Genomic DNA, 12735 nt, shown 5'->3' with positions numbered 1-12735 from the left:
CTACTCACCTCCCTTCATCTGCGATTCCGCGATGGCGCGGTACACCTCGCAGGTTTCCATAAGCTCGCCATGCGTGCCCAGGCCCACGACCTCGCCATCCTTGAGCACGACAATCTGGTCGGCGTGCAGAATCGTCGAGATGCGCTGCGCGATGATGAGCACCGCGGCGTCGCGCGTCTCGTCCTGCAGCGCATGGCGCAGGGCTGCATCGGTCTTAAAGTCCAGGGCCGAAAAACTATCGTCGAAGATATATAGATCGGCATGCTTCATGAGCGCACGGGCGATGGCCAGACGTTGGCGCTGGCCGCCCGAAAAGTTCGTACCGCCCTGCACCACCGGGGTATCGAGCCCCTGCGGCTGATCGAGCACAAAGGTGCTCTGGGCAACCTGCAGCGCATGAAGCATGTCCGCCTCGGTCGCGTCCTCGTTGCCAAAGCGCAGATTGCTTGCCACGGTACCCGAGAACAGCCACGCCTTCTGCGGCACATAGGCAATGCGCCCGCGAATCTCACCTTGCGAAAGCTCGCGCAGATCGACGCCGTCCAGGCGAATGATGCCCTTGGTGGCATCGTGGAAGCGCAGTAGAAGCTTTGCCACCGTCGACTTGCCCGAGCCCGTCGAGCCCACGATCGCGGTGGTCTGCCCGCGACGACAGGCAAAGCTCAGGTCGCACAGGGTGTCCTCGTCGGCATCGTCAAAGCGAAACGACATGTGATCGAACACGGCGACCGTATCGGCCCCGTCCTTTGAGTCGGACGCGGCCGCATCGAGCGTACGCTGGCCATCGACGATGCTCGGCTTAATCTCCAGCACCTGCTGTGCGCGGTTCAGACATGCGGCGGCACGCGGAAGCGTCAGCACCACCATCTGCGCCATCATCACAAAGAACAGGATCAGAAGCGCGTACTCCAGCACCGCCGAGATGCTCGCGATCTGCATGGCGTGGGCGCCCACGCGGTTGCCGCCCACCCACAGCACCGCCACCTCGGCAATGTTCATCAAAAAGAAGCTGGAGCTGTCGAGCCCCACAAAAAGGTGGTTGACCTTAATGGCGTTGTCCGCGTACTCGCTAAACACCTCGTCCAGGCGCTGCTCCTCGTGGCGCTCTTTATTAAAGGCGCGGATGACGCGAACGCCCACGATGTTCTCGCGCAGCACCACGTTCATGCGGTCGATAAAGCTCTGCAGGCGCATAAAAATCGGCGCGGCGTTAGCGACCGTAAAGACCGCCGCCACCAGCACGATCGCAACCACGACGCCCAGCAGCGTGCCCATGGCGGGATCGATAAACCAGGCGAAGATGATGCCCGCCACGGCCAAAAACGGCACCGGCAGCACCAGTTGAATCGTCTGCAGAATCGCCTGCTGGATCACGTTGATGTCGTTGAGCGAACGCGTGATCATCGAGCCCGTGCCAAAGCGCTCAAAGTCGCTGGCAGACAGCTCAAGCGACTTGTCGTAGACGGCGTTGCGGATATCGGAGGCCACGTTGGCGGCCAGGCGCGCCGAAAGATAGCAGCCCAGCACCGCGCCGCCGCTGGCCATGCCGGTCGCGATAAGCATGTGGAGGCCGTTGCGCAGGATGTAGTCGACATCGCCCGTGGTGATGCCGGTGTTGACCATGTTCGCCAGCATCGTGGGAACCAACAGCGTACCGACGTTGTCGATTAGCAGCACCAACAACGTCACCGCGACAAGCCTGCGATACGGCTTCATAAACCTCATTAAGAGTCGCACGACTCCCCCTCACCTTGATTCTCGGCCTGGCTCTCGGCAGCGATATGCTGCTTAAAGGCATCGCACTCATCGCCGAGCACCCGAGAGAATTTGCCGATCAAGCGCATAATCTCGCGCTGCTCACATGGCTCAAGCGCACCAAAGGCTCGCTGTTCGGCCTTGAGTGCCGGCAACGCATAACGCTCGGCAAACCGCATGCCCGCTTCGGTCAAACGCACAACCTTGTTCTTACGGCTGCCTTCGGCAAACTCCAACGTTGCGAAGCCCCGCGCCGTCAAGGTTTTAATTGCCGAGTTGATAGTCTGCTTGCTGTAGAACCATTCGCTTGTCAGACGGCTTACGGCAACACTGCCGCCCGCCGTGCTGGTATCGACGAGCATCCAGTAAGCGCAGTCCGAAAGACCGCAGGCGCGCGAGAACTCCGAATAGATATGGTCGAGTCCATTGAGCAACCGGTCGAAGTCGACCAGCGTAACCGCACTATTCATCTATCCCACCATTCGATTGTCCGATTTTTGACCAATTTTATGTCTCTAGATTAGTCCGAGTTTTGACTATCGTCAACAGGCGCTCCGCAAATGCTTGCACTTTTATGGCCCATCGGCAGAAAAAGACCGCCGGCGCGGGGGCGGCGCCAGCGGTCACGTGAAATTCAGGTTTTATTGCCTGTTAGGCAGCGACGGCCTCGTAAACCGTAGCGCCCGCAAAGCTGTCATGCAGGCTCTTGCCGCAGATCCAAGGCAGCTCAACAACCTCGCAGACCGTATTGACCAACTCGGAGCAGTCAGTAAAGTGGCCCTTATCGTTGATGGCCTCACAATCCTGAACACGCCAGTACCCATCGGTATGTGTGATGTAGTACTCGTGGTTGTCAATCGTCACAAAAGCGCGCGTCTTGGAACGCAGCAGCTTCAGAAATCCTTCGAAATCGGTCTCGACGACATCTCCAGCCTGGAACATGATAGTTACCTCCTGGCCCGGCGCCACCACGGCGCATTGATAAACGTTGGTACTTCTTTAGTAAAACCTTTATCAGAGGTTATGCGTTCGTCATTTAGGCAAGTGGTAAAAAACCGCAGGGTAGACGGGATAAAACGTTTAACCATCCCATTGGTTTGTCACATTCTGAAGGTACTTTTATGCAAACCTACTTTCCCAATTGGAATCTATCCTTTTGGCCGGGCAATTGACCGTCTATCGTTTGAGCCCGACGGGTATGAACGTGGCATCTGCAACGCCACCACAAGGAGACACCATGGAAACCATCGAAGCGCTCATTCACCGCCGCAGCTGCCGCAAATACAGCGATCGTCCCGTCGAGGCCGAGAAGCTTGCACGTATTATCGAAGCCGGCCAATATGCACCGAGCGGCATGGGCCGCCAGCCGGTGACGTTTGTCGCCGTCACCGACCCCGCAACCGTTGAGCGTCTCTCACAGCTCAACGACCAGGTCATGGGCAGCAAAGGTGACCCCTTCTATGGCGCCAAGACCGTTGTGGTGGTGCTGGTTGACCGCAGCGTGCCAACGCATCTGGAAGACGGTTCGCTCGCCATGGGCAACCTGCTCAACGCCGCCTATGCACTGGGTGTCGATTCGTGCTGGATTCACCGCGCACATGAGGTCTTTGACTCGCCCGAGGGCCTGGAGCTGCTGGCCAGCTGGGGCCTGCCCGCCGACGGCAGCCTGCGCGGTGTCGGTCACTGCATTCTGGGCTATGCCGAAGACACGCTTCCCGAGGCAAAGCCGCGCCGCGACAACGTGGTGTACGTGAAGTAATTAGTTCCGCCGTTCTAACGAACGGCGGACCCGCTGACGCTGCGCGGGCCGCATTCACGTCAATCTGACGTTCAATTTTGAGGGCGCGACCAGAAGGTCAGCGCCCTCTCATTTCACGTCACCTTGGCGCAAATGCGGCTCGCTCGCTGTTGGCGACTGACATCAGGTGCGCCACTGTTGACATTCGACACTTGGGCAGCTAAAAGGCCCCGTCCCAAATTTGCTGCTCCGCTCGCAACTTATCTTGCCGATGGAGTTGTCGTCGTTTCGTTCGTCTGGGTCGTTTCGGCGTCGTCGTCTTGCTCGTCCTCGTCCTTTTGAGCATCGGCGATGGTGGTGACCGCCGCAACGATTCCGCGCTGGGGCGCGACGCCCGTCTGGACCTGTGCGCCCTCGACAACTTCTATGCCTGCATGTGCGAGCTCGGGCGATTTAAACATTGCGTCCAAGTTGGCGCCGCCGCCGGCGTAGCCAAGCGCAGCGAGTGCGATGACGATCGCTGCAACGACAGCCACGATCGGCACGTAGCGATGCCAGCCGGCGGGATTGAGCCCGCTGCGACGAGCCGCCCCGCGGCTGATGTAACCGAGCGTTCCGTCGTGCTTGAGCTTTGAGCCCACCACGCGCTTGCGGCCCCACAGCGACGACTCGGCCTGCATGGCCAAGCGAGCGCTTGCCGAAGGATAGCCATATTTAGTGCGCTTGAACGAGCCATCAAACCCCGAGGCGTGTTTGCCCCACGTCACCGATGTCGTGCGTCGGTTAACCGGCGCGGCACTCCGCCTTCTGCGGCTCGGTTTTGAAGTCTCAGCCATATGCCCTCGCACGCCGTAACCAAATCGAAACAATAACGCTTTGGACTGTAGCACACGCGTCGCGCGCGGTCACGGGCGCCTCGCTCAACGGTCATCGTCCTTCAGCAAGCGCCACAGCGTTGTACGGCTTATGCCCAGCACCTCCGCCGCACGGGTTCGGTTGCCGTGTAGATGATCTACAACCAGATGCGCGATATCTCGCTCGGTATCGGCCAGCGGTCGCAGGATATACAGGTCACTTTCGAGTGTCGGGGCGCCAAAGGTTGCGGTCTTAATCACGTCCTCTTGGGCTAGCACTTCCTCCGCCACAGCGCGATCCACCGTGCCCGTCCCCACCAATATATACAGTCGTTCCGAGACCTCGCGGAGCTGCAGATAGTTGCGCGGCCAGCGGTAAGCATCGAGCGCCTTCGTCGCCGCGACAGACAGCGTGGGCGCTGCCGTCCCAAATGCACCAGCGAGATATTCCAAATAGCGCGCAACCTTCGTCGACGCGGCTCCCTGCTCGACGATTGCCGGCGCCACGCTCACCGCACAGGCGAAGCGCTCGGTCACAAAGGCGGCTTGATCACTTTCGCTGCCGCCCGGCATGTCATTCGCCGTCAGCACCACATGGCAGCGCGTCGCCAACGCGGTGTCGGCCATCGTGGAAACGAGCTCGCGAAGGCGCTGGGGGCCAACCGCATTCCAGCCCGCAATGCAAAGTGTCAGCCCCGTTTGGAACAACGGCGATTCGGCGCTTTTGAGCACGTGGCGCCAACCGCGATCGGCAAGCTCATCGAGCGCAACGGCAACAAAGGGTTGATCGGCAAAAGGACCGTCCAGATAGAGGCGCTTGGCTATCTCGACCTGACCCGCTCCCAGCTCGCCCTCGAGCATAAGGGGCACACCGCGCGCGTAGCTCTCGGCGACCGGCGCAGCTACCGAGGCCGCCCCCTCAACGATGCCGTACGCGCTCGATTCGTAGCGGGCCTCAACTTCGTCGGCGTTGAGCCACTCGATGCCCGCATGTGCCGCGGCGCCGCGTACCTCGCGGACCACGACGACCCAAAGGCCCCCGCCTTCTTTGTCGGTGGGGCGAACGGTCAGGCTCAGGCGCGTACCCGCACGCCCCATAACCAGACGCGCGCCGTCTCCTATACGGTCGAGGCGCTCAGCGACAAAAGCCGCCACATCCCGCTCAAGCGCCGCGTCATTCATGGTCGAAATCGCGACATCCCCACGCGCATCGATTGCCAATGCCGAGGCCCCGGCAGCAGCCAGGGCCTCGGTCAAGATGTTCAGCTTGGCATCGCTATCCATGATTTGCCCCTGTCCGCGGCGACGTGCAACCGCCGACGGTCGCACGACCGAGTGTTTCAAAATTGAACGATATTGCTCACCAAACACTATAGGGCAGAAAGCGCCGTCCTGCGAGTATAGGTGTTGCCCCGCATCGCCATCCTGGCGGGGCGATAAGAGCTCTTCGGGACTTATAAACCTGCGGACAAGCCATACCCGCAAGAGCTCCTATCGCTCCACCGCAGGCTTGCGCTCACCAGCAACCAGCAACCAGCACGCGAATAAGCTACTTCTCTACCAGATTCCCAGCACGTGCTGCATTCCCAAACTCATGCACGCAATGCCAATCCAGCAGCAAAAGCCCAGCGCGATGGGCTTGCCGCCCTTTTTGACCAGCTCGACGATATCGGTATTAAAGCCAATAGCCGCCATGGCCATCACGATAAAGAACTTCGACAGCTCCTTGATGGGCGCCGTGATGGACACGGGAAGCTGAAGCACCGTGGTGATTACGCTCGCCAGCACAAAGAACAGCACAAACATGGGAAACGCGCGTTTAAGCGAGAACGTGCTTTTGGCGTCGCCGCCGGCCTTGCGCGCCAGATGCATCTGCCAGCATGCGAGGACCAACGTGATGGGAATAATGGCCAGCGTCCTGGTGAGCTTGACCACCGTGGCGCTCTCGAGCACATTGGCGCCGGGATGCATGCTGTCCCAAGCGCTCGCTGCAGCCGTTACGGACGAGGTGTCGTTGATGGCGGTGCCGGCAAACAGGCCAAAGCCCTCGTTGGTCAGCCCGAGCATACCGCCGAGCGTCGGAAACACGAGCGCCGCGATAACGTTAAACAGGAAGATGACCGAAATAGCCTGGGCAATCTCGCGATCGTCGGCATCGATGACGGGCGCGGTCGCGGCGATGGCAGAACCGCCGCAAATTGACGAGCCCACGCCCACAAGCGTCGCGATCTTGCTCGGCACGTTCATAACGCGGCAGAGCACAAAGGCGATGACAAGCGAGGTCGAGATTGTCGCCACGATAATCGGTAGCGACTGGGCGCCCTTGGACAGAATCTGGGAGAGGTTCATGCCAAAGCCAAGCAGGATAACCGCGTACTGCAAGACTTTTTTAGACGTATAGGTGACACCGACGGCGAGCTGTTCGCGGCGATTCTTGGGAAAGACGAGCGCCAGAACCATGCCGAAGAGGATGGCGAATACCGGCCCACCGACCACCTCAATCTGTTTGCCGAGCAGCGTTGCGGGGATAGCGATGATCAGGCAGAACAAGACACCCTTCCAGCGCTCGCGTACGATATTCGCCAGTTGCATATGGGATTCCTTCTTTCTCTTTCACGTTTGCGACGGCTTATGATACGGCAACATTGAGCGCAGCCTTGCGTAAACAAAGACTAAGATGCCGCAATAGTTCTTGGGCAACAGCCGAATTACCCACCGCGGAAAGCTGATTCGCGGCATAATTAACAACTGACATATGAGTTTGATAGAACAGTTGCGAGGCGCTATGGAAGAATCGATGCACGTCGGCGAGCAGGAAACGAGCCTACAGGACCAGTCCTACCACACCATTCGACGCAAAATCGTCTACCTGGACTACAAGCCGGGCGAAAAGCTGGGCGTCAAGCAACTTTGCGACGACCTGGATATGGGGCGCACGCCCGTGCGCGAGGCTTTGGTTCGCTTGGCGCAGGAAGGCCTGGTGCGCACCGTGCCCCAGAGCGGCACCTACGTCTCACCCATCAACCTCACCCTTGCCGAGAGTGCCTGTTACATCCGCGAGCATCTGGAAAAGCAGGTGATTGTGGAGTGCTGTGCGCGCGCCACGTCGGCCGGCATCGAGCAGCTCGACCGCGCCATCGTGCTGCAGGAAAAGGCCATGGCCGAAGAGGATCGCATCGGCTTCTTTTTGAGCGACAACCTCATGCATCACATGATTTTTAGCATCGCATGTCGCAGCACCGTGTGGTCGTGGCTCGAAGAGACCAATGCCGACCTGGAGCGCTTCCGCTGGCTGCGCGCCGCCACGCAGGTTCTCGACAATCAGGACATCGTGAACGAGCACAAGCAGATTCGCCGCGCTATCGCCGGTCGCGACCCCATCGAAGCGAGCTTTTTGGTCAGCAAGCACCTGCACATGATGTTCCGCAACCAAACCGAGGTTCTGGACCAGTTCCCCGAGTACTTCGAGACCAGTAAGCTCCGCTAACCTGCCAAAACCACCACAAAGGGGACAGGCACCTTTGTGCTGGTTTCTCCGTACAAAAAGGCCCGGCTCCGTCTGATGACGCGGAGCCGGGCCTTGGTCGTTAGAACGGCGGAACCAACTACTCGACAGTAACGCTTTTCGCCAGGTTACGAGGTTGGTCAACGTCGCAACCGCGCAGGATGGCGACCTCGCGGGCGAGCAGCTGCAGCGGGACGCTCGCGGTGATGGGGCTGAACACGTCGCGGACGGCCCGCACGCGGATGATGCAATCGGCAATCTTGTTGATCTCCTCGTCACCCTCGGTGGCAACGACGATGACCTTGGCGCCACGCGCCTTGCACTCCATGAGGTTCGACACGGTCTTGTCGTAGGTGGCACTCTTGGTGGCCACAGCGATGACAGGGAAGCCCGGGTCGATCAGGGCAATGGGGCCGTGCTTCATCTCGCCAGCGGCGTAGGCCTCGGCATGCAGGTAGCTGACCTCCTTGAGCTTGAGTGCGCCCTCGTAGGAAATAGCGGCACCCATGCCACGGCCCACGAACAGCGCCGACTGCGCGTCCTTGCACAGCAGGGCGGCCTCATGAACGGCCTCGGTCTGGGTATCCAAAATCCACTGGATCTGCTCGGCCGTATCGGAAAGCTCGCGGAACAGCATGCGCGCCTGCTTGGTGGTCAGACGGTACTTAACCTGCGCCAGCAGCAGAGCCAGCAGCGTAAGGCTCACGACCTGACCGATAAAGCTCTTGGTCGAGGCGACCGCGATCTCCTTGTTGGCCTTGGTGTAGATGACGCCGTCGCTCTCACGCGCCACCGGGCTGCCCACCACGTTGGTGATGCCGAAGACCTTGGCGCCCTTGATGCGCGCGTCGCGAATGGCGGCAAGGGTATCGGCCGTCTCGCCCGACTGGGACACGGCAACGACGAGCGTCGTCGGCGTAATGATGGGATTGCGGTAACGGAACTCGCTGGCCGCCTCAACCTCGGTGGGGATGCGAGCCCAACCCTCGATAAGGTTCTTGGCGATGAGTCCGGCGTGGTAGCTGGTGCCGCAGGCGATCACGTAGACGCGGTCGATGTCGTTGAGCTCCTCGAGCGAAAGGCCCAGCTCGTCGATGTCGAGCTCGCCGGCCGGCGTCATACGACCGACCAGCGTGTCGCGCACAACGCGAGGCTGCTCGTGGATCTCCTTGAGCATAAAGTCGGGGTAGCCACCCTTTTCGGCCATGTCTAGGTCCCAGTCGATGTGGGTGACCTTGGGCTCGATAACGTTGCCGGCCTCGTCGGTGTACTCGACGCCCGCGGGCGTGAGCTTGGCAAACTGACCGTCTTCGAGCACCACGACATCGCGGGTGGCGTCGATGAGCGCGATGACATCGGAAGCAACATAGGAGCCGGTTTCGCCCACGCCGACTACGATCGGGGAATCCTTGCGGGCCACGGCGATCACGCCGGGCTCGTCAGCGCACACGGCGGCCAGACCATAGGCACCGACCACGTGGGTGCAAGCCTCGCGCACGGAGGCCATCAGGTCGTGCGTCTCAGCATAAGCCTCTTCGATCAGATGCGCGAAGACCTCGGTATCGGTCTCGCTCTTAAAGTGGTGGCCGCGGCCCTCCAGCTCTTCGCGCAGCTCGGCGAAGTTCTCGATGATGCCGTTGTGGACGATGGCGATACGACCGTCGCAGCTGGTGTGGGGGTGAGCGTTAACGACGGAGGGCTTGCCGTGGGTGGCCCAACGGGTGTGACCGATACCGCAGGTAGCGTCGCTGTCGATGTTGGAAAGCTCGCTCTCCAGGCCCGCAACCTTGCCCACGCGGCGGATGACGTCGAGGTGTGCCGCGGCGCCCTCGCCCACCTCGAGCGCAACGCCCGAGGAGTCATAGCCGCGATACTCCATGCGCTTAAGGCCTGTGACCAGTATGTTCTTTGCAATATCAGAGCCGGTGTAGCCGACAATTCCGCACATAGGATAAATCCCTTCGTTCGCGTGACTGCAAGACGTCCACGCACAGGGGGCGCTGAGACGTATAACGTTCGAGTATTGTACTCACGCAAGCGCAAGCTGATATACCAGAAGTGGTATCTCAACTTAGATACCACTCGATGCACACATGCCCAAACCACCACGATGGGGACAGGCACCTTTGTGGTGGTTTGGGCTCCAGCGTTTGCCCAGATAAAACCTACCAAAATAAACCTGTCCCTAATTGGCAGGTTTTGACACCCTAGGGGTGGGCGATGCTACAATCTGCCTTGTACTTGAAACGCATCAAAGGGGCCGCTATGGCAAAGGTAAAAATCAGCGACGTCGCGCGCGAGGCGGGGGTCTCGCTGGGCACGGTATCCAACGCGCTCAACCACCCCGAAAAGCTGCGCCCCGAGACCCTCAAGCTCATCAACGAGACCATCAATCGCCTTGGCTACCTGCCCAACCAAAGCGCTCGCCAGCTGGCCGGCGGCACCACTAAGTCCTTTGGCCTTGTCCTCCCCCGTCTCGACCACGGCTTTTCGCTCCAGATTGCCAGCGGTGCCCACAACGAGGCACGCAAGCACGGCTATGACTTGCTCATCGCCAATGCCGATAACGACGACATTCTCGAGGATCATTACCTGCGCTATTTTATGGGCACGCAGATGTCCGGCGTCATGGTTCAGCCCATGGCGTCCCCCGACTGGCACCCCGCCATGGCCAAGATGCCCGTGCCGATCGTCCATCTGGACATCCACTGCTCCGAGCCCGGTTATTACGTGGCTGCCGACAACGAGGCACAAGGCCGCATTATCGCCGAGCTCGCCGTTGCCCGTGGCGCACGCCATATCACCGTTGTGGGCAGAGCGGCATTTATGCAGCTCACCTTGCGCGTACTTGGCATCCACAAGGCCCTCGCCCTGCATCCCGATATCAAGATCGAAGTCATCGACGCCGGCGAATGGAATACCGCTGCCGACGGCTACAGCATCGGTGCCCAGCTTGCCGAGCGCCCTGATGACAAGCGCCCCGATTTTGTCATCGGCCTGACCGACGTATTGGCCTCGGGCGTTATCGCAGCGCTGACCGACAAAGGCATCTCCGTCCCTGAGCAGGTCCGCGTGGCCGGCTGCGACGGCAACCCCCTTGCATGGAGCGGATCGGTCCCGCTCACTACGGTAGCGCCCCCGGGCTACGAGATTGGCCGCAAGGGCGTTCAATTGCTCATAGAGCAAATCGAGGATAAACCTGCCGCCAAGACCAAACGAGTCCGCATCGGCTCCGCCGCGCGCACCGTCACCACGGTCACGGCCAGCGAGGACATTAACCGTCAGGAGCTCGTGCGTCCCTTCTTGCTCGAGCGCGTAAGCACCCAAAATGCCAAGCCGCACCCGACGGGCCAACCCATGGTCCCAACAACCGACATCAACCTAGGCGCCTACTTGTGACAAAAAAACGCCGCAACGGAAACAGGCCCGCTGCGGCGTTTTTTACTGGCCCCATGTGCCCTCCCCGTTTAGCCGGACCTGCGGCTACGGATATTTACGGAATATAATCCATTTTTCATTAACTTTTTTGTTAAAATAGACTCAATTCCATATTTTTAGATATTTCCTATAAGTATTGATTTTGCTCCAGTTTTTTCTCGCCAAGAAAGGGGTTTCATGAATCTGATTGATCGCAAACAGTACCTCGACTGGCTCATTTCGTGGAAAGACTCGCACGTCATCAAGGTCGTTTCGGGCGTGCGAAGGTCCGGCAAATCAAAGCTATTCGAAATCTACCGTAGCTACCTGCGCGATCATGGAATCACAGGCGACCAGGTTATATCCCTCAACTTTGAAGACCTGGAGTTCGAGTCGCTTACGTCGTATAGAGCACTCTACGACTACATTTCCGCCAGACTCGTCCCCGATAAGATGAACTACGTTTTTCTGGACGAGATACAGCACGTCGAGCATTTCGAAAAAGCCGTCGACAGTCTTTTTATCAAGGACAATGTCGACCTCTACATAACCGGTTCCAACGCTTATCTGCTCTCGAGCGAGCTGGCAACTTTGCTCTCCGGCCGCTACGTAGAGCTCAAGATGCTGCCCCTATCCTTTAAAGAGTTTTGCTCGGCAAAAACCAATGACGGAAAGGCTCCCGCGCAGTTGTTTGACGAGTACATCACCCGGGGCTCTTTTCCCTTTATCGCCGAGACGGGTATTCAGGGACCCCAGGCGCGCGATTATCTTATGAGCCTCTACGATACCATCGTCATACGCGACGTTATCGAACGCCTGAAGGTCTCGGACGTCCCGACCCTGCGCGATATCACCAAGTTCCTACTCCATAGCATTGGAAACCGGATCTCGATTAAAAAAATCTCCGACACGCTCTCGTCCAACGGCAACAAAACCGACCAGAAAACCGTAGCCAAATACCTCAAAGGCTTAACAGACAGCCTTGTGCTGTACTTTGCTCCGCGCTATAACGTGCGCGGTCGGCAGCTTCTTTCAACAAACGGCAAATACTACGCCGTTGACCTTGGACTTAGAGGTGCTCTCGTCAAAACCCAAAGCAGCGATATCGGTCATATCCTCGAAAATGTTGTTTATCTCGAGCTCCTACGCCGTGGATACGACGTCTACGTGGGCGATATCGACGGCGGGGAAATCGATTTTGTTGCCCTAAAGTCAGACGAGACAGCCTATTTTCAGGTTTCAGCCACAACGCTCGACGAAACTACCCTCAATCGAGAGTTGGCCCCCTTTAAGAAAGTCCGAGACAACTACCCCAAGACGCTTCTTACGCTCGACACGCTGTTTGCGGACGCGAACTACGAAGGAGTCCGCAAGCGCAACGTGATCGACTGGCTCCTGGAGTAACTCATAGCGCCCAAAGCCCTCCGCCGACCCCTTGCCAAGGCTGCACCCTCGATCGTTTAAAG

At 59.1% G+C, this 12735-nt stretch carries 11 protein-coding genes; 4 read left to right on the top strand and 7 right to left on the bottom strand.

What is annotated here, in order from left to right; translation table 11 throughout:
- The 3 genes from DW180_RS03935 to DW180_RS03925 all read right to left on the bottom strand — a co-directional run bounded on the left by DW180_RS03935 (nt 1) and on the right by DW180_RS03925 (nt 2697).
- The gene (locus tag DW180_RS03935; RefSeq protein WP_118237539.1) at nt 1–1725 is read right to left on the bottom strand and encodes an ABC transporter ATP-binding protein; all 1725 of its coding nucleotides are present in this window, start codon (nt 1723–1725) and stop codon (nt 1–3) included.
- Nucleotides 1725–2225 carry a MarR family winged helix-turn-helix transcriptional regulator gene (locus DW180_RS03930; protein ID WP_118237537.1) on the bottom strand — a complete coding sequence of 167 codons (501 nt, stop codon included), beginning with the start codon at nt 2223–2225 and terminating at the stop codon, nt 1725–1727. The genes DW180_RS03935 and DW180_RS03930 overlap by 1 nt, the downstream gene beginning before the upstream one ends.
- Before the next feature lie 181 nt (nt 2226–2406).
- Nucleotides 2407–2697 (bottom strand): CDP-alcohol phosphatidyltransferase, encoded by a 291-nt coding sequence (locus DW180_RS03925; RefSeq protein WP_199569871.1) that lies wholly within the window; start codon nt 2695–2697, stop codon nt 2407–2409.
- A gap of 295 nt (nt 2698–2992) precedes the next feature.
- Between DW180_RS03925 and DW180_RS03920 the strand changes: the two genes are divergently transcribed.
- A complete protein-coding gene (locus DW180_RS03920) occupies nt 2993–3514 on the top strand; it encodes a nitroreductase (protein ID WP_118237535.1) in 522 nt (173 codons plus the stop codon).
- Between the two features lie 239 nt (nt 3515–3753).
- On the opposite strand, the gene DW180_RS03915 is transcribed toward DW180_RS03920, so the two are convergent.
- From DW180_RS03915 to DW180_RS03905, 3 genes are all read right to left on the bottom strand, one after another.
- Entirely contained in the window at nt 3754–4329 is a 576-nt protein-coding gene (locus DW180_RS03915) for a hypothetical protein (protein WP_147357372.1), read from the bottom strand.
- Between the two features lie 84 nt (nt 4330–4413).
- Entirely contained in the window at nt 4414–5631 is a 1218-nt protein-coding gene (locus DW180_RS03910) for a helix-turn-helix domain-containing protein (protein WP_118237531.1), read from the bottom strand.
- A gap of 273 nt (nt 5632–5904) precedes the next feature.
- Entirely contained in the window at nt 5905–6939 is a 1035-nt protein-coding gene (locus tag DW180_RS03905; protein WP_117759250.1) for a YeiH family protein, read from the bottom strand.
- A gap of 193 nt (nt 6940–7132) precedes the next feature.
- Between DW180_RS03905 and DW180_RS03900 the strand changes: the two genes are divergently transcribed.
- Nucleotides 7133–7834 carry a GntR family transcriptional regulator gene (locus DW180_RS03900; protein WP_050766156.1) on the top strand — a complete coding sequence of 234 codons (702 nt, stop codon included), beginning with the start codon at nt 7133–7135 and terminating at the stop codon, nt 7832–7834.
- Nucleotides 7835–7952: 118 nt separating this feature from the next.
- Here the strand turns inward: DW180_RS03900 and glmS are convergent, their stop codons facing one another.
- Nucleotides 7953–9800, bottom strand: a complete 1848-nt coding sequence (glmS, locus tag DW180_RS03895) for a glutamine--fructose-6-phosphate transaminase (isomerizing) (RefSeq protein ID WP_118237529.1) — start codon at nt 9798–9800, stop codon at nt 7953–7955.
- 317 nt (nt 9801–10117) lie between these two features.
- Here glmS and DW180_RS03890 point away from each other — a divergent pair, with 317 nt between their 5' ends.
- Together DW180_RS03890 and DW180_RS03885 are read left to right on the top strand one after the other, a co-directional pair.
- Nucleotides 10118–11251, top strand: a complete 1134-nt coding sequence (locus DW180_RS03890; RefSeq protein ID WP_233508907.1) for a LacI family DNA-binding transcriptional regulator — start codon at nt 10118–10120, stop codon at nt 11249–11251.
- Between the two features lie 216 nt (nt 11252–11467).
- Nucleotides 11468–12673, top strand: a complete 1206-nt coding sequence (locus tag DW180_RS03885; RefSeq protein ID WP_117759248.1) for an ATP-binding protein — start codon at nt 11468–11470, stop codon at nt 12671–12673.
- The last annotated feature ends 62 nt before the right edge of the window (nt 12674–12735 follow it).

Source organism: Collinsella sp. AM16-21, from assembly GCF_003471905.1.
Taxonomy (GTDB): domain Bacteria; phylum Actinomycetota; class Coriobacteriia; order Coriobacteriales; family Coriobacteriaceae; genus Collinsella.
Note: the sequence above shows the minus strand (reverse complement) of the source record. Positions and strands in the feature narration are given on the sequence as shown.